This window comes from Terribacillus sp. FSL K6-0262 (assembly GCF_037977385.1).
In the GTDB taxonomy this organism is placed as follows: domain Bacteria; phylum Bacillota; class Bacilli; order Bacillales; family Amphibacillaceae; genus Terribacillus.
Genome location: NZ_CP150277.1, coordinates 1391547 through 1414969 on the forward strand (window position 1 = coordinate 1391547; position 23423 = coordinate 1414969).

Annotated in this window: 25 protein-coding genes and 1 riboswitch; of the genes, 6 read left to right on the top strand and 19 right to left on the bottom strand. The window is 46.4% G+C overall.

The genetic code is table 11. The features are described from left to right. Positions 1–61 precede the first annotated feature (61 nt). From MHI54_RS07180 to MHI54_RS07190, 3 genes are all read right to left on the bottom strand, one after another. Positions 62–1390, bottom strand: a complete 1329-nt coding sequence (locus MHI54_RS07180) for a hemolysin family protein (protein WP_095216319.1) — start codon at positions 1388–1390, stop codon at positions 62–64. Between the two features lie 177 nt (positions 1391–1567). Next, positions 1568–1957, bottom strand: a complete 390-nt coding sequence (locus tag MHI54_RS07185; protein ID WP_095216318.1) for a sporulation protein — start codon at positions 1955–1957, stop codon at positions 1568–1570. A 257-nt stretch (positions 1958–2214) separates the two neighbouring features. Next, a complete protein-coding gene (locus tag MHI54_RS07190) occupies positions 2215–2757 on the bottom strand; it encodes a DinB family protein (protein WP_095216317.1) in 543 nt (180 codons plus the stop codon). A 251-nt stretch (positions 2758–3008) separates the two neighbouring features. On the opposite strand from MHI54_RS07190, the gene MHI54_RS07195 reads away from it, so the two are divergent. Together MHI54_RS07195 and MHI54_RS07200 are read left to right on the top strand one after the other, a co-directional pair. Then, on the top strand, positions 3009–3647 hold the full coding sequence (locus tag MHI54_RS07195; protein ID WP_095216316.1) for a serine/threonine protein kinase: 639 nt from the start codon (positions 3009–3011) through the stop codon (positions 3645–3647). 13 nt (positions 3648–3660) lie between these two features. Beyond that, a complete protein-coding gene (locus MHI54_RS07200; RefSeq protein ID WP_095216315.1) occupies positions 3661–4071 on the top strand; it encodes a hypothetical protein in 411 nt (136 codons plus the stop codon). A gap of 52 nt (positions 4072–4123) precedes the next feature. On the opposite strand, the gene MHI54_RS07205 is transcribed toward MHI54_RS07200, so the two are convergent. The 11 genes from MHI54_RS07205 to MHI54_RS07255 form a co-directional block, all read right to left on the bottom strand. Continuing rightward, the gene (locus tag MHI54_RS07205) at positions 4124–4396 is read right to left on the bottom strand and encodes an HU family DNA-binding protein (RefSeq protein WP_093727965.1); all 273 of its coding nucleotides are present in this window, start codon (positions 4394–4396) and stop codon (positions 4124–4126) included. 242 nt (positions 4397–4638) lie between these two features. Continuing rightward, the gene (locus MHI54_RS07210; protein ID WP_095216314.1) at positions 4639–6108 is read right to left on the bottom strand and encodes a nicotinate phosphoribosyltransferase; all 1470 of its coding nucleotides are present in this window, start codon (positions 6106–6108) and stop codon (positions 4639–4641) included. A 163-nt stretch (positions 6109–6271) separates the two neighbouring features. Beyond that, positions 6272–6454, bottom strand: a complete 183-nt coding sequence (locus tag MHI54_RS07215) for a YolD-like family protein (RefSeq protein WP_095216313.1) — start codon at positions 6452–6454, stop codon at positions 6272–6274. 205 nt (positions 6455–6659) lie between these two features. Next, positions 6660–6965: a DUF3219 family protein gene (locus MHI54_RS07220; protein ID WP_095216312.1), complete on the bottom strand. Its 306-nt coding sequence runs from the start codon at positions 6963–6965 to the stop codon at positions 6660–6662. Between the two features lie 67 nt (positions 6966–7032). Beyond that, complete coding sequence (locus tag MHI54_RS07225) at positions 7033–7794, bottom strand: MerR family transcriptional regulator (protein ID WP_095216311.1); 762 nt, start codon at positions 7792–7794, stop codon at positions 7033–7035. Positions 7795–7884: 90 nt separating this feature from the next. Next, on the bottom strand, positions 7885–8319 hold the full coding sequence (locus MHI54_RS07230) for an NUDIX domain-containing protein (protein ID WP_095216310.1): 435 nt from the start codon (positions 8317–8319) through the stop codon (positions 7885–7887). Positions 8320–8334: 15 nt separating this feature from the next. After that, positions 8335–9486 carry a GNAT family N-acetyltransferase gene (locus tag MHI54_RS07235; RefSeq protein WP_340082781.1) on the bottom strand — a complete coding sequence of 384 codons (1152 nt, stop codon included), beginning with the start codon at positions 9484–9486 and terminating at the stop codon, positions 8335–8337. Between the two features lie 286 nt (positions 9487–9772). Continuing rightward, positions 9773–11125 carry a sugar porter family MFS transporter gene (locus tag MHI54_RS07240; protein WP_095216308.1) on the bottom strand — a complete coding sequence of 451 codons (1353 nt, stop codon included), beginning with the start codon at positions 11123–11125 and terminating at the stop codon, positions 9773–9775. A gap of 140 nt (positions 11126–11265) precedes the next feature. After that, positions 11266–12687 (bottom strand): L-arabinose isomerase, encoded by a 1422-nt coding sequence (gene araA, locus MHI54_RS07245; RefSeq protein WP_095216307.1) that lies wholly within the window; start codon positions 12685–12687, stop codon positions 11266–11268. 33 nt (positions 12688–12720) lie between these two features. After that, positions 12721–13416 carry an L-ribulose-5-phosphate 4-epimerase gene (locus MHI54_RS07250; RefSeq protein WP_095216306.1) on the bottom strand — a complete coding sequence of 232 codons (696 nt, stop codon included), beginning with the start codon at positions 13414–13416 and terminating at the stop codon, positions 12721–12723. A gap of 17 nt (positions 13417–13433) precedes the next feature. Further along, the gene (locus tag MHI54_RS07255; RefSeq protein WP_340082782.1) at positions 13434–15035 is read right to left on the bottom strand and encodes an FGGY-family carbohydrate kinase; all 1602 of its coding nucleotides are present in this window, start codon (positions 15033–15035) and stop codon (positions 13434–13436) included. A 290-nt stretch (positions 15036–15325) separates the two neighbouring features. Between MHI54_RS07255 and MHI54_RS07260 the strand changes: the two genes are divergently transcribed. Then, on the top strand, positions 15326–16405 hold the full coding sequence (locus MHI54_RS07260) for a GntR family transcriptional regulator (protein ID WP_095216304.1): 1080 nt from the start codon (positions 15326–15328) through the stop codon (positions 16403–16405). Between the two features lie 154 nt (positions 16406–16559). Here MHI54_RS07260 and MHI54_RS07265 read toward each other — a convergent pair whose 3' ends face one another. The 4 genes from MHI54_RS07265 to MHI54_RS07280 form a co-directional block, all read right to left on the bottom strand. Beyond that, on the bottom strand, positions 16560–17384 hold the full coding sequence (locus MHI54_RS07265) for an aldo/keto reductase (RefSeq protein WP_095216303.1): 825 nt from the start codon (positions 17382–17384) through the stop codon (positions 16560–16562). Positions 17385–17464: 80 nt separating this feature from the next. Next, positions 17465–18307: an aldo/keto reductase gene (locus tag MHI54_RS07270; protein ID WP_095216302.1), complete on the bottom strand. Its 843-nt coding sequence runs from the start codon at positions 18305–18307 to the stop codon at positions 17465–17467. A 40-nt stretch (positions 18308–18347) separates the two neighbouring features. Next, complete coding sequence (locus MHI54_RS07275) at positions 18348–18737, bottom strand: hypothetical protein (protein WP_095216301.1); 390 nt, start codon at positions 18735–18737, stop codon at positions 18348–18350. A 180-nt stretch (positions 18738–18917) separates the two neighbouring features. Further along, entirely contained in the window at positions 18918–19439 is a 522-nt protein-coding gene (locus tag MHI54_RS07280) for a recombinase family protein (RefSeq protein WP_095216300.1), read from the bottom strand. 149 nt (positions 19440–19588) lie between these two features. Between MHI54_RS07280 and MHI54_RS07285 the strand changes: the two genes are divergently transcribed. The 3 genes from MHI54_RS07285 to MHI54_RS07295 are packed head-to-tail and all read left to right on the top strand — an operon-like array spanning position 19589 to position 21997. Further along, on the top strand, positions 19589–21055 hold the full coding sequence (locus MHI54_RS07285) for a SulP family inorganic anion transporter (protein WP_095216299.1): 1467 nt from the start codon (positions 19589–19591) through the stop codon (positions 21053–21055). A 14-nt stretch (positions 21056–21069) separates the two neighbouring features. Then, complete coding sequence (locus tag MHI54_RS07290; protein WP_340082783.1) at positions 21070–21489, top strand: universal stress protein; 420 nt, start codon at positions 21070–21072, stop codon at positions 21487–21489. A 55-nt stretch (positions 21490–21544) separates the two neighbouring features. Continuing rightward, entirely contained in the window at positions 21545–21997 is a 453-nt protein-coding gene (locus MHI54_RS07295; protein ID WP_095216297.1) for a GNAT family N-acetyltransferase, read from the top strand. 73 nt (positions 21998–22070) lie between these two features. Here the strand turns inward: MHI54_RS07295 and MHI54_RS07300 are convergent, their stop codons facing one another. After that, positions 22071–23198: a homoserine dehydrogenase gene (locus MHI54_RS07300; RefSeq protein WP_340082786.1), complete on the bottom strand. Its 1128-nt coding sequence runs from the start codon at positions 23196–23198 to the stop codon at positions 22071–22073. Positions 23199–23282: 84 nt separating this feature from the next. Continuing rightward, positions 23283–23379: riboswitch (SAM riboswitch) on the bottom strand. Between the last annotated feature and the right edge of the window lie 44 nt (positions 23380–23423).

Sequence of the window (23423 nt, forward strand, 5' to 3'; positions counted from 1 at the left end):
CCTCCAATAAAAAAGGCCGGGATGCATTCGAGGCATCCCGGCCTTTTTCTTTATTCATCTATCAAGCTTCCAGGCGCGGAAGCTGTTCTTGTTCCAGGATGCGCAGTTCCACCATAATGATCTGGTGGTTATCCATTTCGATAACCTCCCACTCATTTCCTGCTGCATCCACCACAATGGTCTGTGAATCCACATCGTCATTCTTAACAAAAATCCAGCCGCCGACTGTATCCACGTCCTCCCGGTTGTCGAATACAAAGCCGAATCGATCCTCCAAATCATCCAGCAGCACACGGCCATTGATATGATAGGTAAGATCGGAAATTTCCTGGACATCCGGCACTTCATCTTCGTCGAATTCATCATGGATTTCCCCCACGATTTCCTCAAGGATGTCCTCCATCGTCAGGATCCCTGCGGTCCCGCCATATTCATCCACGACAAGTGCAATATGCACGCGTTCGGTCTGCATCTTCATCAAGGCATCCTGCAAGGATGTCCCCTCATGGATGAGCGGCAGCTCATGAATGAAATTAGGCAGGCTCTGTCTTCTGCCTGCAGCAAAATCCGTCAGCATTTCCTTTACATTGACGAAGCCGATGATATGGTCCTTATCTCCATCCTCTGTCACGAGATAACGAGTGAACTGGTGTTCATCGATGATCCCGATCACTTCGGATGCTGTCATGGATTTCTCCAACGTGACCACCTGTGTCCGCGGTACCATGATATCCTTGGCTACACGCTCGTCAAAGGTAAAGATATTTTCCATATAACTAAGTTCCGTTTTGTTGATTTCACCACTTTGATAGCTTTGCGTCATGATGATGCGCAGCTCTTCTTCCGAGTGTGCGGATTCATGGGCTGCCGGTTTCACACCGAACAGCTTCAGAAATACACGAGCAGAACCATTCAGCAAATAAATGAATGGCGCCATCAGCTTACCGAACCAATACAGCGGCGGGCCCAGAATCAATGTCAATTGCTCCGTGTACTGGATTGCCAATGTCTTTGGCGCCAATTCCCCAATCACTACATGCAGGAATGTGACCGATGCGAAGGCAATCGCATACGACAATATCGTAGACAAGGACTCGGACAGCCCGAATTCGTGGAATAACGGATGAAGCATCTTTTCCACCGTCGGTTCACCCAATGCACCCAAGACAAGTGCTGTTACAGTGATACCAAGCTGACAGGCTGACAAGTAATAATCCAGGTTATCCACTAGTTTCTTTACGATGATTGCCCGTTTATTGCCCTCTGCCACCAGCTGATCGATCCGCGACATGCGCACCTTCACAACCGAAAACTCCGCACCTACGAAAAAGGCCGTAAAAATGATGAATAACACAACTAAACTTAAATTAATGACTATTGATGGGTCCAATTAATTCCCTTCTCTAACGGAAGGGACTCACCTCACTTATTTGATTGATAGTTTACAAGCCGATTAATAAAATAGCCGGCGACGCCTCTGCGAGGAGCAGCGCTAGCAAAACTTCTGTCATGACTGGTCGTTATTCTCAGCAAAGCCTTCCCAATGCAATCTCCTCCTTTATGGCATCTACGCTAAAATCCGTACTTGCCTATCATCTTTCGCACATTTTTCATTGGCGAATATAAGCTTGGTCTGCAGCTCATAAATCAATGAATCAGAGCTTGGTTCAAGTTCCTCTGGCAAACGGAACTTGAACGGCTTATCAATCAGTTCATTCGATTTCAGCTGCTTGGACATGAAAATGCTTATTACATTCTTTATATTCACTATTTTATCGGTTGCGCTGTTTTTTATAACCAAATCGCAATCCAATCTATTCAGATCTTGGTCCTTCCAGCCTCCAAGAAGCCGAAAATGCCCTTCGATCTTATCACCTGCATGATAGCTTGCCTGATTCAGTTCGAGCCTGATCGATGGTGCTCGCAACTGCATCAATTCTAAGCACTTCTTCAACATGGAAATTATTCCTCCATTAACGTTTACTAAACGAAAAGGACCCTCACATTGTGAAGGTCCCGTCTGTAATCAGCCTTCACCAAATTGGCAAAGGTCTGGCAAACAACATGACGTTGTCAGTTAAACCGGCGACAGCAAGCTATCACGTATTGTCGACTTAACTGGAAGCTACTCCCCTTTGGAGCAATCACAATCCTATTCTATTAATCTGCAATATAGTTTACACGATTGCCTTTTCCCTGTCAATATGCCCCAAATCACATGCGATTGACCGGGTACATGGCAGAGGCGAAATAACGGTCATGAAGAACTTCGTGGTGATGACGTTCATGACCAAGCATGATATAAGCCAGCGCCCGGACAGATGTAGCATGACCGTTTGCCATTCCCTGCCTGACCCAGTCCTGCTCGCCCAGAGATTCCAGCAAGGCGATCGTCGAGGCACGCACCGCCCTGTATTGCGCCAGAAGGCTCGCCACTGTCATCTGGGTGAACTTCGCTTGCTGCACATAGGAATCCTCATCAAAACCCGGCAAAGGCGTCACATCGCCTCGGGCAATGGTCAGAAGACGGTAAGAAAGGATCCTTTCCGTATCCGTAAGATGGCCGATCACTTCTTTGATCGTCCATTTTCCAGCTTCGTAGGCAAAACAAGCCTGCTCGTCAGTCAGTCCTTGCAGAAGATTCGTGGTCTGCCGCTTTTGTTCCTTGAACAAAGCTGCAATATTTCCCTCTGGAACGAGTTTCATGTAATCTTGGTAATAAGCAGGATATTCCGTTGTACTAGGTTTCTCTTGCATGGGATCACCTTTTTCTTTAACTGATTTCGTTTAGGCTGTGAAAAATAAGAAGCTTCATAAGAACACGATATCGTTATTTTCCCAAAGAATAAAGGAAACAGTCCATATTTTGGTGAAACAGCCCAAAGCAGGAAAAGCCCGCTGAAATCACGAAAGGCGGAAGCTTTTTACTATTTTTATGCACCTGCTTCCCGATTCTTGCGTATAAATGACTGTACAAGCCTTTGTTCCAAAGAAAAGGAGTGCTGGAAATGGCTGATTTTGAGCAGCTTGCCAAGCAGATTCAAATGTCAGGTCCTGATACAATGCCCCATTTGACAGCGTATCCCGCCTCTTTGGTCCTGATCGGGACCGGCAGGAGCGCGTTTGCATTCCGCCTTATCGATTCTTCCAAGGTCGTGAAGATATTCTTTCCTGCTTTCCGTCACATTGCAGCAGAGGAAGCGGAAATCTATAAAGCACTTGTGAACAACCGCTACTTTCCGACGCTGCACGAAGCAGGTGACGGCTACTTGGTGATCGATTACATCCCTGGTCATACCCTGTACGATTGTCTTCGCGAGGGCATCCCGATAACTGATCATCACATTGCAGCCATCGACAGCGCCTTGACCCATGCCGCAGCAGAAGGATTGAATCCATCGGATATCCACCTCCGCAACATCCTGATCACACCGGCAGGAGATATCCGATTGATTGATCCAGCACGATTCCGGCAGCAAAAGCATTGCACCCAATGGGAGGACCTTCACCGAGCCTATGAAAGATTCTACAAGAAAAAGCTCTTCCCAAAAAAGATGCCCGGCTTTCTGCTGGAGCTGATTGCCTACCTGTACAAAAGACGGAAATCCCTCACCCTTCAAGCACCGTCGAATAAAGTCATTCACTAAAGGAGAAGCATTCATGACAATAACCATATCCCAAGCAGAAGCCTATCAAATCGAACGCATCGTCCATAGCGGTCTGGGACGGGAACAAACAGCTGAATTGATTGAAGCAGGCGATGTAAGTACCATTCAGCAAAGCTATCCAAAAGCTGACCCCGAGATGCTGCAAGAACAAAAAAACAAGCTTGCAGCCGCTTTGAAAGACGGCTACAGCATTTCATTCCCCACCTTCAATGGCGTACGAAACCTTCTGCATTTGCGCTTTGGCTTGGAGGAAGACAAGGACTACGTCACAGAAGACAAGACAATCCGCGGATTGAAAGCAGACGAGGCGGCAGCCGCCATTCTGCGTACGATGTTTGAACCCTTATGGAAAGTGGAGAGAAATGGCGGTCAACTTTCGATCACCCATATCAGCAAATCATAAAAAAATGCCGACGCACGTATGCGCCGGCATTTTCATTCCAAAAGGAAGTCTCTTATTTAACAGCTTCTTTGAAATCTTTACCTGCTTTGAAAGCTGGAGCTTTGGAAGCAGGGATAGTGATTTCTTCACCAGTCTGCGGGTTACGGCCAGTACGTGCCGCGCGCTCTCTTACTTCGAAAGTACCGAAGCCTACAAGCTGTACTTTTTCATCTTTTGCAAGTGTTTCAGAGATTGTTTCAAGTAGTGCATCAACTGCTTTGCTTGCATCTTTTTTAGATAGTTCTGCTTGTTGTGCCACTGCTTCTACTAATTCTGCTTTGTTCATGAAAAACACCTCATTTAATAAATTTATACATAACCTTCACCTGATGTAAAAGCTGTATGTTTGCGTTTAATATGCAGGAACATTGCTGCTCCCGTATTTCCTTATTATAGCATGCATTCTTGCTTTCATGGCTATTAATCTGCATTCTTAACATTGCTGCAACAGCATTTTCACAGGTTTTCCATTTGCGAGATAATGATCGGATGATACAGTTATTCCCAATAAACAGAATTGTAACCCTATTAAGTCGTTTTATGCAAAGATTTTACATGATCTTTTACTCTCTGGATATTTTCCATCTTATTATCCCAGCACTTTTGACTGAGATCGACAGGGTATTCCTCCGGCGATTTCGGACGCTTATATTCATCCCATAGCAATGACAGATTTTCTTTCGCATAAGCCTTGATGTCATCGATAGCCGGAAGCTCATAGACCAGCTCGCCATCCTTGAAGATTGTCTGATGCAAATCAACCGCATCGTAATCCGTCACAAACTTACTGACGTAAGTGTGGACCGGATGGAACATCTTCAGATGATCCTCTTCCTGGGGATTTTCATCCTCCATGGCAATGTAGTCCCCTTCGGATTTCTTATTGATCCGATTGACGATTCGATAGACCTTCTTCAAGCCAGGCGTCGATACCTTTTCGGGATTGGCACTGATTTTGATTGTATCCTGCATCGCACCATCTTCCTCGATGCTCACAAGTTTATACACCGCACCCAAAGCAGGCTGATCATACGCTGTGATCAGCTTTGTCCCGATGCCCCAAATGTCGATCTTCGCTCCTTGCGCCTTCAAACTTTGGATCGTTTCTTCATCCAAATCATTCGATGCCGATATCTTTGTCTCCGTAAATCCAGCTTCATCCAGCGCCTTCCGCGCCTTCTTGGACAAGTAAGCCAAATCACCGCTATCGAGCCTGATTGCACGGAAATTGATATTATCGCCTTGTTCTTTAGCTACTCGAATGGCATTCGGTACGCCTGAACGGAGTGTATCATATGTGTCCACAAGGAAAGTACAATCCTTATGCCGTTCTGCATACTTCGTAAATGCCGTATATTCATCACGATAAGCCTGAATCATGGAATGCGCCAAAGTACCGGCAACCGGAATGCCGAATTTCTTGCCTGCCCGGACATTCGAAGTCGCCTCGAATCCGCCGATATATGCCGCTCTCGTGCCCCATACAGCCGCATCGAGCTCATGGGCGCGCCGGCTTCCCATTTCCAAAGCAATCTCATCGCCAAGCAAGAGCTTGATTCTCGATGCTTTCGTCGCGATCAATGTCTGGTAGTTGACGATATTCAAAATCGCCGTCTCCACCAGCTGTGCTTCCGCCAGGGGAGCCTCGATCCGCATGAGCGGTTCATTGCTGAAAACAAGCTCTCCTTCCACGACAGAATAGACCGTGCCTGTAAAGCGCAGATCCTTCAGAAAGCCAAGGAAATCCTCCCCGTAACCAAGCTCATCCTTCAAGTAAGCCAAATCGCTTTCCGTTAATCGGAATTGCTGCAAATACTCTATGACACGTTCCAACCCCGCAAATATGGCAAAGCCGTTACCGAACGGCAGCTTGCGGAACGAAACCTCGAACACTGCTTTTTTATCATGGATCCCATCATTCCAATATGTTTCCGCCATATTGATTTGATAAAGATCTGTATGTAAACTCAGTCCATCATCTGGATATTGCGAACTCATGCTTGAAACCTCCACTAATCAGCCCGTTCTTCTGACAGCTGTTTTCCCGTATCCGTTTACATAAGGGAACGGTATCTTATTCGTTCCATCTATTGTACCGCAAAACTGGTAAAAAACATAAAAAAATCGCCGAAAACATCGAAAGATGCTTTCGGCTGCTTGATCAATGTATCTGCTGAATACCTGCGATATGGATTATCATTCGTTTCTTTTCATCATTTTCCAGACAAAGCGTTTGGTCCAAGAGATTCAGATTATGATATCTTCCGGTAAAGGTATGCAGCGTCCCGTTCTCATAATAAGAGATGGTCATATCACCATTTTCCTTGAGCGCTTTCAAAATCACCCTCAGCCTCTCCTTTCTGTATACCTCACACTTTATACTGTTAGTATACGCCATAAAGTAACCGCTTACACCATACAGTGTGACCAATTTGTGAAGTTTTATACATAAAGAAAGGTATCTTTCAATTTTCGTTGTACAAGGAAATAATTCTTTTAAAAACAATCATTTATATTACCTGTTTTCATAAAAGAAGCTGCGGTGATGCTCAATCCGCAGCTCCTGCCTTTTCCTCCAGCACAAGGGAGTACTCCCCCACCTGTCCTTCTTCGTAAAGATTGGTGATACTTGTGCTATATTGTTTGATTGTGGCCTCGAACGCAATCTCATCTTCAGGAACCTCCACCTGAAAGTCATCTTTATAAAGCAAAACCGCCACATCATGATAAGCCTCACTTGTCACCGGGAATTTAAACCTGATCTCATGAAGCTGCTGTCCGCCTTTATCGACATATTGATGAACATATTCATATGCCCCCAATTCCATACCGTTCACAATCACTTTTCTATCCATGTCATCTCTCCTTTTACCAATAAGTGTATCACCTCCTTGTTAAACAATACAAAAACGGAGCATAGCGCTAAGATTTCGTGTACTGCTCGATGCAATCACGAAGAAACTGAGCCGCGCCCTTTCCAGCCTTGTTTTCATAATAAGCCGTGAAACGTTCATCCTGGACGTACATCTCCGCCAACCCCGCATGCGCTTCCTTTGAATAGGCAGGCCATGTAAAAGACAGCCATTCCCGATGCAGCCCAGCGGCTCGCATTGCTGCCTGTCCGGCAGAATCCCCTTCCTTCATCGCCTTACGCAGCGTTTCGAATACGCGCTGTTCCACTTCCTCCATCTGCTTGTACTGCTCCTCCGACAATCCACGGAATTTCTGATAGGAAGCTTCGACTGTTTCCTCGCCATATGCTTCTCTGATTTCCTCTCCATAGGCTGATTCATTTTCAGCCAGCAGCTTTTCCTTGAAGCCTGTGAACTTCTCGCTATCCGTCATCTGTACCTTCCCTTCCAACGCTTGAATGCTCTTCTCGACATTTCCAAGGAGCCTCCGAATACGTTCCTGCTTTTCCAGCAAGCTGTCCCGGTGCTCCTTCAGCGCCTTTTCCCTATCGAATCCCGGCGAATGAATGATGGACTTGATTGTATCCAGATCCACGCCCAACTCCCGATAAAAGAGGATCTGCTGCAGCAAATCCACCTCTTTTTCCGTATAGATCCTATAGCCGCTCGCATTGATCTCAGCTGGATGCAACAGGCCGATTTGATCGTAATAGCGCAGCGTACGCTTGCTTACACCGGCAAGCTCAGCCAGCTTCTGAACGGTATATATCATCAAGATCCCTCCCTTCTGCTTTACACTCTAAACGTTGACGCAGCGTAAACCGCAAGCCTTTTTTCAAAGAAAAAGACAAACCGATGAAAATCAGTTTGTCTGATAGGTGCTCCGCCATATGGAAGCGGGAAGCTGTTTTTCACGCAAGACCTCGATCAGGGGATACGGCTGCAGGTCCAGCTGGTCGAATTCTTCCGGCTTTGCCCAAAAGAAACGCAGATGCGGTTCCTGGCTCTCGATCTGCATATCATCGATCACTGCTTCAAAAACATGTGTCAATTCAAAGTGCGTGGTAGCTTCGTGCTGCCAGCTATGCTCAAAATCACCAAGAAAACGGACCACTTTCCCTTTCACACCCAGTTCCTCCTGCAGCTCCCGCAGCAAAGCCGATTCTGCCCCTTCCCCGATCTCGACATGACCGCCGGGCAGGAAGCTGTTTTGCCATCCGTCTGCCTTAGCAAGCAGAATGCTGTCTCCCTTCCGGATGACAGCGCGGGCAAGACGGTGAAATTCTTTCTTTTTCATATAATGCCAATCTCCTTAAAAGAAATCATAAAAATACGGTTCACGCCTTGGGATACTGTGCTCCAATTTTTGGATCATCTCTTCCGGTCCATCGATCAAACCAGCCTGCCACAGGACAAGCGGACGCTTGTAGCCGAACACAATAGCTGAAAGCATATTGATCGATAGCTTGATGCCGACGGTTTCAGAAGAAGCTGCTGCTTTTCCTTCCTGAAGCGCAAATATCCCGTTATTTTCCTTGATGACTGGGTCTTCCACTTGAAGCACAATACCAGCAGGATCAGCCTGCCACTCATATTTTTGGAAGAAAGCCGGAATATCCACAACCCGCGCCATGAAGTATGGATAATGCTTCACGGAAAGCTCAGGATCCGGCAGCATGAAGACGAGCGGATCATGCGGTGCAAGATCAAGCGTAACCTCTTCAAACATCGAATCATGCTGCGCAATGAAATTCCATAAACCGATACGTGCATCTGCCGTAAGGGCAATGAATTCTGAAATATCAAGTTTGTCACGAGAAGCAATCTCATAAATGATATATCCTTGTGCCTTGCCATCCTCATCACGGTAAATGGCGATGAAATCATGGTCACCATAAAAACGCTGCTGCCACCAGGAAGCTTCCCGTGCCAGCATACCGCTGTATGTAGCTGCATAAGCCGTATAGATATCCTCGATTTCTCGTGAATGCTCTTCCTTCTTCACGCGTTCTATTGTACCCTGGACTGTCTTCATCCGGACGAGATCTTTCTTCTTCAGCGTATAAATCGTACGATCCGTGAATAGCTCATACCCAAATCGACGATAAAAATCGACATAGAAGGGATGCAGCATGGAAACAGACATCCCTTGCTCGCGCATGTGATAAAGCGTATCGGATAAAAGCCGCTTGATATAACCATTCCGTCGATATTCAGGATAGGTGGCTACACCAGCAATGCCGCCCATTGGAATCGTCTGTCCGCCAAGTCTGACCGCAAGCGGCAGCAGATGCAGCTTGGCAGCGAGCTTCCCATTTTCCTTGATTCCGTAAAGCTGCTGATGCCGGTCCATATGCTCCAGTCTCTCCGCCCGCTTATCTTCCGTGATGCGGTACCGGAAGGCATACTCCGACATTTGAATTGCCGCTTCCAAATCCTGCGTTTGTAACCGTTCTGTCTTCATCCTGATCCCTCCTCTATTTTTTCCTTTTAACTATAGCATAACCAATCCCAGCAGATTACCATTAACCCGTGTTTGTTTTGGATTGATCGGCCGTTTGGTTGTAAGAAGGAAAATAGACAATAACATGATGCCTGCTCCTAAATCCTTTGTCAGGTGACTTCCACCGAAAAAACGGAAAGGAAATGGCTGAAAGCGCGTATCGTATTGACAAATGAAAACGCGCAAAAGTCCATGCATGCAGCGACTTTTGCGCGAAATTTCATTTTTCCTTTATAAAGGCCTACACTCAACCTGCCGACCTTTCAGAACGTGCTCCAAGCTCTGCCTCTATTTGTTCCAGACTGCGCCCCTTTGTTTCGACCACTACAAATCGAACGAAAAGCAGCCCCAGAACACATATGATGCCGAAAGAGGAGAAAATGACGCCAAAACTGTATTGATCGGCAAGAATCGGGAAGACCAGACCAACCAGCAAGGAACCGGTCCAGTTAAAGGCAGAGGATATTCCCGCCCCGATTCCGCGTACCGATAACGGGAAGATTTCCCCGACAATGATCCATGTAAGCGGCGCCCAAGAAAATGAATAGAAGAGGATGAAACAGCACAACGATACTAAAGTGATCCAATTGAGTGCGCTTTCATTTATCCCGATAAGCTCCAGGATTGCTGGTGCAAAGAAGGAAAGTGCCATACCTGCACCACCCACCGTAAGGATGGCACGCCGATTGAATTTATCTACAAATTGCAGGAATATAATTGTAGTCACAACGAAAATCACACCGACTATCACCGTAAAACCCGCAGCAACTTGCGGTGCCAAGCCGACATCGCGTGCAATACTGGTGGCATAGTAGACAATGGAGTTAGAGCCTTGGATTTGCTGGAAGGTAGCAATCCCAACCCCGATGATCAAGGCCATGCGAAATCGCTTTTGAAATAATTGGCCAATTCCTGTCTTTTCTTGCTTCGCAATTTTTTTGATTTCCTGAATTTCTGCCTCTGCTTCCGATTTCGAATCCCTCAGGGAAGACAATACTTCCCGCGCTTTCTCCCCCATCCCCTTCTTAATCAAGTAGCGTGGAGATTCCGGCAGCTTTAGCACCCCAAAGTATAGCACCACTGCAAAAATCCCTGCACTTCCCAACATCCAGCGCCAGCTGTTCGGAACTGGTTCAAAGATAAAAGACACAATGTAACTTAAAAGCATACCGCTTACAATCATCAATTGGTTCAACCCTGACAATTTCCCGCGAACCTTTGCCGGAGCTATTTCGGACATGTACGCCGGTACCAAGGACGAAGCTGTCCCGACAGCAATCCCTAAGATGACACGCGCAATCGTCAAGGTTATCTCTTCTGGGGCAATTGCCGATCCGATCGCACCCACAAAGAAAATCACCGAGGACACCAGGATGATATTTCTGCGCCCGAATCTATCTCCGAGCAATCCGCTTAGAATCGATCCTATTATCGCCCCGCCCATCAAGGAAGACACAACGATTCCCAGCCATAATGGGCTTAAGTCAAACTCGTCGTGAATGGGCCCTTCTGCACCAGCGATAATCCCTATATCATAACCAAACAAGATACCAGCAAATGATCCGAAGAAAAAGATAAATTTACTTGAAACTTTATTCATGCTACTAACTCTCCTTTATGTTGGCTTCTCTATTTCGCACAAGACTTTTTAAGCGCTTTCATTTTATGCAACAAAAGGAAAATGCACTTCTGACACAATCATCATCCCCAAGGGAGCATCACTCCCTTGGAGACACGATCTTACTTGATCACGACATATTCCAAGCCGACTAGTTTGGCATACGTTATGATCTGATCTGTCGTCAGATTCAACGACACCACGGTATGGTGACCGCCGCCGTTTTCAATCCATGCCTTGACGCCTTCGTGGAAGTTTGGCTTGATTTTCCAGAGGACCCGGGCCACAGGCAGTTTCGGAGCAGGGATCGCAGGCTCGAATGCCGTCACTTCATTTATGAGAAGTTTGTAATGGGTACCAAAATCCGCCATGGAAACAACGATTCCTTCTCCCGCCTTGCCATCAAAAACAAGACGCGCGGGATCCTCACGATCACCGATGCCCAACGGAGATACCACAATTTTTGGTTTATTGCCGGCTAGACTCGGATCGACTTCAAGCATATGGGACTGAAGGACAGATTCCTGACCCGGAGTCATTTCATAGGTGTAATCCTCCATGAATCCAGTGGATTGGTTATGACTCATGACTTTGAGCAGACGATCCAGCGCTGCTGTTTTCCAGTCGCCTTCCCCGGCAAATCCGTATCCTTGCTCCATCAATCGCTGGACAGCAAGTCCCGGTAGCTGCTTCATGCCATATAGATCCTCGAAATTGGTCGTGAAAGCAGAATAGCCCCCTTCATCCAAGAAACGTTTGATGGCAATTTCATAGCTCGCCTGCACTTTGACACTAGCTTCCCATTCCTCCAAATTATAGTCACCATACTCGAATACATAAGCATCTCTGTATTCACCGAACAATGCATCCACTTCTTCTTCCGAAACCGCATCGACATATCGGACCAAGTCCCCGATGCCGTAGTAGTCCACTGTCCAGCCAAACTGTATTTGTGCTTCGATTTTATCTCCCTCGGTAACTGCTACATTACGCATATTGTCACCGAATCGGGCAACTTTGATGTTGAAACTCTCCTTATACGCAACCGCTGCATCCATCCAAGCTGCAATTTCCTTTTGTACTTCTTCACGTTTCCAGTGACCAGTCACCACTTTATTCCGTTTATTCAATCGGGCATTGATAAAACCATATTCCCTGTCACCGTGTGCAGCTTGGTGAAGATTCATGTAATCCATATCGATCGTATCCCAAGGTATACTTTCCTTAAACTGTGTCGCTAAATGAAGCAGAGGCTTCTGCAGCAGTTTCGTTCCTCGTATCCACATCTTTGCTGGAGAAAATGTATGCATCCATGTAATCACACCGGCTACTTCATCCCGGTAGTTTACTTCTTTCATGATGTTTGTGATTTTGTCCGCGCTTACAGCTAAATCCTGCAGAACTATTGAATAAGGCAAGACACCGCTTTCATTCAATGCGTCTGTAATCGCTTGTGCATTTGCCTTCACCTCCGCCAAGGCTTCTTCCCCATATAGATGCTGCGAACCCACCACAAACCAAAATACATTGTTATTTGTTTCCATTGCAGACTCTCCTCCTCATCATTTGGTATTGCGTCACTTCTGCCCGTAATAAGCATCTTTGCCATGCTTTCGTAAATAGTGCTTATCCAATATCCGCTGCGGCAGCTCCTCCGCAAAATGATTTAGTTCCCGAGCGAATAAATTCATCTTTGAAACTTCATCCAGCACCACACTGTTCATCACTGCCGTTTTGGCATCCTTGCCCCAAGTAAATGGACCATGCCCGCGCAGCAGCACTCCAGGTATCGACATAATGTCCAAATCCCGCTCTTTGAATGTCTCGATGATGACATTGCCTGTTTCAGCTTCATAGCCGCGATCGATCTCTTCCTGTGTCAAGAAACGCGCACATGGTATAGAGCCATAAAAGGTGTCTGCATGCGTGGTTCCCATTGCCGGGACATCCAGGCCAGCTTGCGCCCAGATGGTTGCCCAAGTGGAATGCGTATGGACGATGCCGCCAATTTCCGTATAATGCTTATACAGGACCGCATGTGTCTTTGTATCCGAAGATGGATTCAGCTCCCCTTCCACCACATTTCCTTCCAGATCAACAACGACCATGTCACTGGCTGTCATCGTGTCATAATCGACGCCGCTTGGCTTAATGACAAACAAGCCGCTTTCACGATCGATTCCACTCGCATTTCCCCAGGTATACTTCACCAGTCCATACTTTGGAAGGTCCAGATTGGCTTGAAAAACTTCTTCTTTCAAATGTTCTAACATGTCAGATCCTCCAATCCTTAAATTAAATGATCAACTGCTGCCCGCTCGATTGCCAACCCACGCTCATATCTCGTAATGAAATCCTCAAAACCCCTCACATCAAATGCGTCGGGATACATTTCCTGCTTATGAACGGAATCAAAAACCTTCTGGTCGAGGAAATGACCGAGGCTTTCCTGTTCCTCTCGATGCGCCATATACGCAGCAAGCAGGGCAATACCCCACGCTCCGCCATCATCCGCTGTAGGCATTACCGACACAGGAGCATCCATCGCAGCGGCCACCATTTTCTGCCCCACTATAGGTGTCTTGAAAAGTCCGCCATGCGCAACGATATTGTCGATTGCCACTCTCTCCTGCTTATTCAGGATATCCATTCCTATTTTCAATGCCCCGAAAGCACTGAACAGCTGCGTTCGCATAAAATTAGCAAGATTGAAATTACTCTTGGGTGAACGGACAAATAAGGGACGCCCAGTTTCAAAACCAGTGATATTTTCGCCTGATAAATAACCATAGCTAAGCAAACCGCCGCCATCTGGTTCTGCGCGCAAAGCTTCATGCAGCAGTACCTCGAATAATAAATCCGATTTCACTTCCATTCCCAGCGCCTCGGCAAATTCGCGGAATATATCGACCCAGGCATTCAGGTCACTTGAACAATTGTTTGCATGGACCATTGCAACTGGGCTTCCTGTCGGCGTAGTCACTATATCTATTTCTGGGTACACCTCCGAAAGCTCCTTCTCCAGCACTACCATGGCAAAGACGGAGGTCCCGACCGAGACATTCCCTGTCCGTTTTCTTATACTGTTTGTCGCGACCATGCCTGTACCCGCATCACCCTCCGGAGGGCAAACAGGAATTCCCGGCTGCAAATTTTGGGACCGATCCAGGATCCTCGCTCCGACATCCGTCAATGAGCCCGCTTGATCGCCAGCTTTGTATACCTTAGGGAGAATATCCTTTAACTTCCACGGATAACCTTTTCCTGCAATCATCTCTTCAAACTGCTCCATCATCCGCTCGTTATAATTCTGTGTCCTCTCATCAATCGGGAACATTCCCGATGCATCACCTATCCCGATGGCTTTGTTGCCTGTCAGGAGCCAATGTACGAATCCCGCTAATGTAGTGATCACATTTAAACGCGGCAGATGTTCTTCCTCGTTTAAAATTGCCTGATAAAGGTGCGCTATGCTCCATCTTTCAGGAATATTGAATCGGAATGCATCGGTCAATGCCTTTGCGGCAGCATGAGTTGTTGCATTGCGCCAAGTCCGGAACGGAACAAGCAGTTCACCAGTTTTATCAAAGGCCATGTATCCATGCATCATGGCCGAAAACCCGATGGAACCGATTGTGCGGATGGTAACACCATAACTTCGTTCAATTTCTTGTTTCATTTCACTGTAAGCAGTCTGCATACCGGTAATGATATCCAACAGATTGTACGTCCAGATTCCACCTTCCAAGCGATTTTCCCAATCATAGCTTCCGGACGCGATCGTCTCAAAACCATTGTTGATCAGCACTGCTTTTATGCGAGTGGACCCAAATTCAATACCAAGTGACGTATCTCCCCTTATGATGGCTTGTGTGATAGCATCTCGATTCATAGGATCTGAACCCCCCTATATTGAAAGCACCCCCTTTGAGAATGCGCTTTCATTTAATGACTTCAGTATATTTTCTGTACGTACAAATGTCAACAATTTTTAAATATGTACTTACAAATAACTCATTCACCCGCTATCAAGATCAGAGGATAATCAAAAATCCCCTAACACCATCTCTTTAAAATACGGATTTTGTTTTCTTTCCAGGTTGCAAATGATAGAATATGTCCATACAAATATCATTCGTAATTAAATTAGTCCGCTAATAAATCTTGGGAAGTGATAGAAATATGAAAACAAAATATCAGGTCATTATAGAAGAATTAAAGAGTAAGATTTTATCAGGAGATTATAGCGTAGGAGAACGGATTCCCACTGAATCGGCTTTGCAAGAAACTTATAACGTCAGCCGCCACACTGTACGCAAGGCAATCTTGGAATTAGCCACCGAAGGATTCCTGAGAAGCGAGAAAGGATCCGGGACTTATGTCAGCGGTGAGTACAAATCCTCCGGTAAACCCACCAATAAAACAATCGGCGTCATTACAACCTATATATCCGATTATATCTTCCCTTCGATCATCCGCGGGATTGAAGGGCGTCTCAATGAAGAGGACTATTCCTTGCTATTAGCTAGTACCAATAATGATGTAGAACAGGAAAAAAAAGCTTTGGAAATGATGTTATCTTATGGAGTGGATGGTTTGATAGTCGAGCCTACCAGGAGTAATTTATACAATCCCAATATTGCTTATTACCTATCATTCAAGGAAAAAGATATACCATTTATCATGATCAATGCTCATTACGAGGAATTGGATGTACCTTATCTATGCCTGGACGATGTACAATCCAGTTATCTTGCTACAAATCTATTGATAAATAAAGGACATACACAAATTGGTCTTGTTGCAAAAATGGATGATTTACAAGGAAAGTATCGAATGAAAGGGTATATAAAAGCGCTCGGTGAAGCTAAATTACCTTTTCAGCCCGAGCATGTACTCTCTTTCGATACAGAAACCAAACAAGATTTGCGTATGAATATGAAAAAATTCCTCACAGAATATAAGGAGACGCTGACTTCCATCATATGCTACAACGATGAAGTCGGATTAGAAGTAGTGAATGTATGCAGACAACTAGATATAGCAGTACCAGACAAATTGTCCATCATCGGTCAGGACAATTCCTATATTGCCAAAAATGCCAATATCCAATTGACTACATTGACCCATCCGCAAGAACTGATGGGGCGTGATGCCGCTGATTGGATCATCATGAAGCTTCAAGGAAAGAAAGATTTACCGAATGAAATTTATTATCAGCCGGAAATGATCGAAGGGGAAACAGTCAAAGAACTCACATGACTGAAATGCTTCCGAGGAGTCTCTGTTCTGTCCACCCTAATTTAAATCAACGCAAAAAACCCGAACTTACGCGTATCTTCATTTCAAGATTCACGTCCTCGTTCGGGCTTTCCTGTTACTGGAACTCTTTTGTCCCAGCCTCTTTCCGTTTTCCTTATCGTACGTTCATATCATTTGGATGTGCACCTTTGCGGCGTCCGGCATCCAATTTGTTGATGGCATCCATATCCTCAGCAGAAAGCTCGAAATCGAATACTTGGAAATTCTCTTCGATGCGGGATGGTGTCACGGATTTCGGAATGACGATTGTGTCATTCTGAAGATGCCAGCGAAGCACGACTTGGGCTGCTGTTTTGCCAAGCTTTTCAGCGATAGCAGTTACGACTTCATCCTTCAGCACATCGCCGCCTTGGTCAAGCGGGCTCCATGCTTCAACGAAGATATCGTGCTTCTTGCAGAATTCTTTCAGCTCGTTTTGTGCCAAGTACGGGTGGCATTCAACCTGGTTCAATACCGGTGTGATTTCTGTTTCTTTCATCAGACGCTCGAGATGCTCAATCTCAAAGTTACATACGCCGATCGCTTTCACGCGGCCGTCTTTGTAAAGCTTCTCCAATGCTTTGTAAGTATCTACATACTCGTCATATTGCGGTGTCGGCCAGTGGATAAGATAAAGATCCACATAATCCAGGCCAAGGCGCTCCAGGCTTGCTTCAAAGGCAGCGATTGTGTTGTCATATCCTTGATCGGAGTTCCACACTTTTGTAGTGATGAACAAATCTTCCCTGTTCACATTCGCTTCCTTGATCGCTTTGCCGACACCTTCTTCATTTTTGTAAATCATGGCTGTGTCGATGCTGGTATAACCAACTTCAAGTGCTTTTGCTACTGCAGCAGTTGCTTCTTCGTTTCCTACCTGCCATACTCCAAAGCCAAGCTGTGGCATTTTCAAGCCATTGTTTAGTGTTACATAGTTCATCCAAAGCACTCCTTTAGCGGTTTTTATCGTATTTAGTATAGCGTTGCCTGCATAGGCTGTCATGTAAAATGCCTATGCATTCACACGACCTCCAACGGTACTTTCGACGCTGGCGGCGGGAATTCCTTGTCTATTTTTGCAAGATCATCTTCATTCAATACAAGATTGCCCGCATCAGCGTTTTCCATCACATGCGCAGCTTGTCCGGATTTCGGTATGCTGAGAACCTGGCCAGACCGGATCGTCCAAGCCAAAGCAATTTGGGAAACAGATACATCATATATTTTTGCCAGTTCCCGGACAGCGGCATTTTGCAGGATTTTCTTCCGGTCCCCTTGTGCCAATGGACAATACGCCATGATCGGTATCCCTTTTTCCTTATGCCAAGGCAGCAAATCATATTCGATTCCTCGGGCTGTGAGATTATATAGTACTTGGTTAACTGCGCAATTCTTTCCATCCTCGATCTTCCACAGCTCTTCCATATCATCTGTATCGAAATTCGATACACCCCAGCGCTTGATCTTCCCTTCTTCCTTCAGCTGTTCAAAAGCAGCTACCGTTTCCTCAAGCGGGACTGCTCCTCGCCAGTGCAGCAAATACAAATCCAGATAATCAGTGCCTAAACGCTCCAGGGAATGATTGCAAGCTTCCAATACATCATCGAATGCGGCATTGGAAGGTAGAACTTTTGAAACAAGGAAGACTTTTTCCCTTCTATTAGCAATAGCTTCCCGTACAAGATGCTCTGACCGGCCGTATCCGTACATTTCGGCTGTGTCGATCACCAGCAGCCCCTGATCGATCCCTGTCCGCAACGCTTGGATTTCATCATGCCGTTTCGACTCATCATCCCCTACATTCCATGTTCCTTGTCCGATTGCCGGAAGTTCGGTTCCATCTTGGAGTGTAATCATCTTCATCGTTTTCTCCTCCTCATCACTTACTTTTTCCCGTCAGACATCATTTATCAAACGTTTGTTCAAGAACGATGGATGGCAGCTTACATGCTCTTATTGGCAGGATACGCCAACTGCCATTGTTTTTCCTCAGCTGAACTGTCCCGACCCAATCACGAAATTTTTTCATCCATGGGCACATTGATCGGGACCTTATCCGGCTTTTCTGCTCGGCATCTACATCCCGATCAGACAGCTGCCTGGATTCGTCCAGGAAATCACGAAGTTTTTCCCGCCGACATATGGTGTTGCAGCCTTGTGTGATGTCCTGATCTGCAATGGAAATCACCTTTGCCAAAGCCCCAAACTCCATATTGGACGAATTCAAGGAAACATTCGGCTTGCGAATTAATTTATTCGATTCTGTCACACAGCTGCCCGGCATCCGCAGCATACTCTTCCTGACTGGCATGATTTTTTAAGCTTTGGCATTTGGATGCGTTCTGTCCGGATGTGATTTGAGTTTTTACCCAAGGAGCAAAAAAGACAGTATCCTGTTTAACGAGGAGTACTGTCTTTTTTTGTTTATTGCCTATTATTCAAACGCTTGTTTGACTTCCTTCTTCGACATAATCTACTCCTGCAGATAACGATATAACGTTGTCTTGCTTATGCCCGTTTCAATGGTAATTTCCGCTATCGTATATTTTTTGCTGCGATACATATCAATCGCCCTCTGCACATTCCTGTCCGGCTTCCGCGGTCTTCCCCCTATCCGATTCCTCGATTTGGCTTCAGACAGGCCTGCTTTGGTCCTCTCCCCGACCACTTCTTTCCGAAAATCGGCAATCTGTTCCAGATGCTGAAAAAACGAATCTTCCCTGGTATCGATCCCGTCTTCTATCGATACCAGGACAGCTTGCTTTTCCTTCAGATTCCGGCAAATTTCGATCAGATGCTTTGTCGAGTTAGCCAAACTGTACAATTTGCGTACAACCACCTCATCTCCTGGCTGCAGCTTCTCCAATAGTTCCTCGAGTAAAGGCTGTCCTTGTACATCCTCCCTTTCTTCTATCACTGTTTCACAGCTTTTTATTTCTTTTGGCTGCAGCGCCCATTTTTCTTGTACAAATTCCCTTATATATGCGATTTTCATTCCGGCTCACCCCAAATATGGTACCAAAAACGTTTGTTTTGGTTCACAAAATACTTCCATCATGTTACAGTAAGCTTAACAAAATTCGGACGCGACTTCTATGAGACTTGGAAGTCAACACATTATATATAAAATGAGGTGTATGTAGATTGTCAGCAACAAAACTGAATAAACAATGGTTTGGCAATATCCGCGGTGATCTCCTATCCGGTATCGTCGTGGCCTTGGCCTTGATTCCCGAAGCAATCGCTTTTTCCATCATCGCAGGTGTAGATCCGATGGTCGGTTTATATGCATCCTTTTCCATGGCTGTGATCATTGCCATCGTCGGCGGAAGACCTGCGATGATTTCTGCTGCCACAGGCGCGATGGCATTATTGATGGTGACATTGGTAAAGGAGCACGGCTTGCAGTATTTATTTGCCACCACCATCCTGACCGGTGTCCTGCAGCTCCTATTTGGCGTCTTAGGTATTGCCCGTTTCATGAAATTCATTCCGCGTTCGGTCATGATCGGATTTGTGAACGCACTTGCCATCCTGATATTCATGGCACAAGTTCCGCATTTCATCGGGATCAATACGACCACTTACATCATAGTAGGTGTCACACTTGCCATCATCTATCTGTTCCCTTACGTCACGAAGGCCGTGCCGGCACCCCTGGTAGCCATTCTGGCAATGACCATTCTGTCCATCGTATTGCATCTCGATGTCCGGACTGTAGGTGACTTGGGTGAAATCAAACAAGCATTGCCTTCTTTCTTGATTCCTGATATCCCCTTCAGCTTGGAGACCTTGCAAATCATCTTCCCGACGGCATTGGCGCTGTCGATCGTCGGGCTGCTGGAATCCTTGCTGACAGCATCGATTGTCGATGACATGACAGATACCGATAGCAATAAAAACAAGGAAGCTCGCGGACAGGGCATTGCCAATATCGTGACAGGCTTTTTCGGCGGCATGGCAGGCTGTGCGATGATCGGACAGTCCGTCATCAACGTCAAATCCGGCGGGCGCGGACGTCTTTCCACCCTTGTCGCAGGTATATTCCTGATGTTCCTCATCCTTGTTTTGGGAGACTGGGTCGTAATGATTCCAATGCCTGCACTTGTCGGTGTCATGATCATGGTTTCCATCGGTACATTTGATTGGCACTCACTGCGCAGCCTCACACGCGTGCCTTTGTCGGATTCGGCTGTCATGGTCGTGACCGTCATCGCGGTGGTAGCCACGCATAATTTATCCATCGGTGTATTCATCGGTATCCTGCTGAGTGCCATTTTCTTCGTTGCCAAGATTTCAAAAGTGAAAATCGAAGAAAGTACTGGCAAAGACCATATCCGATATGCTATCACAGGCCAGCTTTTCTTTGCCTCCGTGACCGATTTCATGAATGGCTTCTCTTATGAGGATCCAGTAAAACAAGTGACCCTTGATTTTACAAATACGCATGTCTGGGATGACTCCGCAGTGGCAGCGATTGACAAAGTCGTGCTAAAATTCAGGGAGAAAGGGACGACTGTCACCTTGGAAGGCTTGAATAATGACAGTCAGGCACTGATGCACAGATTGACAACCAGCGATTCGGCATATGTGAAAGTATCAAACCATTAAAAGGCGGTGCATCCATGTATAAGAAAATCGTAGTGGCAATCGACGCTTCCGATCATTCTTTTCTCGCAGCAGAGCACGCAATCCAGCTGGCAAAGCTGCAGCCTGAAACACATGTCGAGGGAATTCAAGTCCTGGATTATGAAAAGACAAAAGCGGATGTCCTGCACAGCAGCGATCCAATCCAGCTCCAGAGCAAGCGCGAGGAGAAACTCCAGCGATTCCGCGATGCATTCGAAGCTGCATCCATCCATTACAAATTGATCATGAAGCATGGCGAGCCAGCCTCAATGATCCTTGAGCACGCACGTGACACGAAAGCCGACCTCATCATCATCGGCAGCCGCGGACTGAATCCTCTCCAGGAAATCGTACTCGGCAGCGTCAGCAGCAGTGTCGCAAAACGAGCCAAATGCTCCGTGATGATCGTTAAATGACAAAGGCTGCCGGATACCGGCAGCCTTTTATTTTACTAAGGAAAGGAGTAAGACAATGAAGATAAGAAAGCTCCAGCCAACAGAAACGCCGCCAATGGATCTTCTCCTCGAAGCCGATCCCTCTAAAAATCAAATTGCCGCTTACCTTCGCGAAGGCAGCAGCTATGTCGCTGAAAAAGAAAATCACATTCTCGGCATCTATGTCCTGGTGAAGAACAGGGAAGACACTGCAGAAATAATCAATATCTCAATCAGAGAAGCCCATCAAGGAAAAGGTATCGGAAAAAAACTCATCCGTCATGCGATGGAACAGGCCCGCGCAAAAGGCTTTGCCTTCTTGGAAGTGGGAACAGGCAACTCCAGCATCGATCAAATCGCCTTCTACCAGAAATGCGGCTTTCGCATGACTGGAATCGACCGGGATCATTTCCTCCGGCATTACGACGAACCGATTCATGAAAATGGCATCCAGTGCAGGGATATGATTCGTTTTTCATATGAGCTTTAAATTTGAGTGTCCACACTATGATAAACAATCGCTTCATCGATTTCCTTGCGTAATAAAGGGCAAGCGCAGAAGATCAAGCCTCCGCCTTAGCTGGTGCCCTGGAAGCAACCCGATAAAAGTGTCCATTGGATTCTACGCTTTCTGCGTGTATAGAAACAGTCTCACCAGTCGGTAAATGGACGAAAGGTACTTTCTCTTTTTTCTCGGTAAATCGGATTTCCCGTTTTACAACGACCTCTTTTCGCTTATGGACGAGATTAGCCAAATCCTCGACAATGGCGCTTGCTGTCGGCAAGGCACCAGCACCCGGACCCTGGAGCTTCAGCTTGCCAACCAGGTCACCTTCGATACACACGGCATTATCCACTCCATCGACACTGTACAGCGGATGATCTGCAGATAATATCACCGGTTCGACAGAGGCTGTGACTTCCCCTCCTGCATTTTCAAGCGTTGCAACATGCTTTATTTTCCAGCCTCTTCCTGCTGCCTCCTGGATATCCTGCGCGGAAACGGACCGGATTCCCCTGCGCGTCACTTTTTCCCAATCCGGCTGGGCCTCGAATAATAAATCACTCAGGACCATCAGTTTATAAAAAGCATCCCAGCCATCCACATCGTTGGCTGGATCCGCCTCTGCAAATCCGGCTTCCTGCGCAAGCCGCAGTGCATCTTCAAATATCAATCCTTTATCGGCCATTTCAGTCAGGATGAAATTGGAGGTGCCATTCAATATCGCCTCCACTTTGACAACACGATTGATATGCAGGAGCTGCTTCAGTGTGCCGATTACCGGGACACCGCCTGCCACTGCTGCTTCATATTCCAGCCTGACACCTTTTTGCTTTGCCAATCGCTTTAGTTCTGCCCCGCGGGATGCAATCAGCTCTTTATTCGCCGTGATGATATGACAGCCGCGATGGATTGCCTCACTCAGATAGCTGAAGGCAGGCTCGATGCCCACACTCGCTTCGATGATTACATCGAGCTTTTCGATTGCAAAAAGCTCCGCTGCTTCGTCGGTGAGAAGTGTATCCGAGACTTGCCCTGCATACTTCTGTTTATCGCGCACCAATACACCCGCCACCTGTACTTCTTTCCCGAATATCGTCTGCAGATTCTCCTGATGGGAGCGGATTGTCCTCCCCACTGCGCTGCCTACGGTACCATAACCTATCAATCCAATTTTAACTGCTGTCATCCTTGTTGCCTCCTTCGAGTGATTTTACGCATAAAAAAAGCCTCCCTGAGAGGACAGGGAGACGAATGAACCGCACTGTGTCTTCTCTCATCTGCAGGAATTAGCACCTATACAAGTCTAAGATTAACTTGCAGGTTGCCGGGCATCATCGGGCCAGTCCCTCCGCCACTCTTGATAAGAGTTTTGTATTCGTTTGTTATGAAGGAGTTTAGCATGAATAAGATA

Bases quoted from the DNA above. Each gene is read 5' to 3' on its own strand.
- MHI54_RS07240 (WP_095216308.1), bottom strand. From the start codon at position 11,125: ATGAATAAAGTTTCAAGTAAATTTATCTTTTTCTTCGGATCATTTGCT.
- MHI54_RS07220 (WP_095216312.1), bottom strand. From the start codon at position 6,965: ATGGATAGAAAAGTGATTGTGAACGGTATGGAATTGGGGGCATATGAA.
- MHI54_RS07225 (WP_095216311.1), bottom strand. From the start codon at position 7,794: ATGATATATACCGTTCAGAAGCTGGCTGAGCTTGCCGGTGTAAGCAAG.
- MHI54_RS07295 (WP_095216297.1), top strand. From the start codon at position 21,545: ATGAAGATAAGAAAGCTCCAGCCAACAGAAACGCCGCCAATGGATCTT.
- MHI54_RS07235 (WP_340082781.1), bottom strand. From the start codon at position 9,486: ATGAAGACAGAACGGTTACAAACGCAGGATTTGGAAGCGGCAATTCAA.
- MHI54_RS07205 (WP_093727965.1), bottom strand. From the start codon at position 4,396: ATGAACAAAGCAGAATTAGTAGAAGCAGTGGCACAACAAGCAGAACTA.
- MHI54_RS07190 (WP_095216317.1), bottom strand. From the start codon at position 2,757: ATGCAAGAGAAACCTAGTACAACGGAATATCCTGCTTATTACCAAGAT.
- MHI54_RS07255 (WP_340082782.1), bottom strand. From the start codon at position 15,035: ATGAATCGAGATGCTATCACACAAGCCATCATAAGGGGAGATACGTCA.
- araA (WP_095216307.1), bottom strand. From the start codon at position 12,687: ATGGAAACAAATAACAATGTATTTTGGTTTGTGGTGGGTTCGCAGCAT.
- MHI54_RS07300 (WP_340082786.1), bottom strand. From the start codon at position 23,198: ATGACAGCAGTTAAAATTGGATTGATAGGTTATGGTACCGTAGGCAGC.
- MHI54_RS07260 (WP_095216304.1), top strand. From the start codon at position 15,326: ATGAAAACAAAATATCAGGTCATTATAGAAGAATTAAAGAGTAAGATT.
- MHI54_RS07265 (WP_095216303.1), bottom strand. From the start codon at position 17,384: ATGAACTATGTAACACTAAACAATGGCTTGAAAATGCCACAGCTTGGC.
- MHI54_RS07250 (WP_095216306.1), bottom strand. From the start codon at position 13,416: ATGTTAGAACATTTGAAAGAAGAAGTTTTTCAAGCCAATCTGGACCTT.
- MHI54_RS07230 (WP_095216310.1), bottom strand. From the start codon at position 8,319: ATGAAAAAGAAAGAATTTCACCGTCTTGCCCGCGCTGTCATCCGGAAG.
- MHI54_RS07275 (WP_095216301.1), bottom strand. From the start codon at position 18,737: ATGCTGCGGATGCCGGGCAGCTGTGTGACAGAATCGAATAAATTAATT.
- MHI54_RS07270 (WP_095216302.1), bottom strand. From the start codon at position 18,307: ATGAAGATGATTACACTCCAAGATGGAACCGAACTTCCGGCAATCGGA.
- MHI54_RS07195 (WP_095216316.1), top strand. From the start codon at position 3,009: ATGGCTGATTTTGAGCAGCTTGCCAAGCAGATTCAAATGTCAGGTCCT.
- MHI54_RS07185 (WP_095216318.1), bottom strand. From the start codon at position 1,957: ATGTTGAAGAAGTGCTTAGAATTGATGCAGTTGCGAGCACCATCGATC.
- MHI54_RS07210 (WP_095216314.1), bottom strand. From the start codon at position 6,108: ATGAGTTCGCAATATCCAGATGATGGACTGAGTTTACATACAGATCTT.
- MHI54_RS07290 (WP_340082783.1), top strand. From the start codon at position 21,070: ATGTATAAGAAAATCGTAGTGGCAATCGACGCTTCCGATCATTCTTTT.
- MHI54_RS07280 (WP_095216300.1), bottom strand. From the start codon at position 19,439: ATGAAAATCGCATATATAAGGGAATTTGTACAAGAAAAATGGGCGCTG.
- MHI54_RS07200 (WP_095216315.1), top strand. From the start codon at position 3,661: ATGACAATAACCATATCCCAAGCAGAAGCCTATCAAATCGAACGCATC.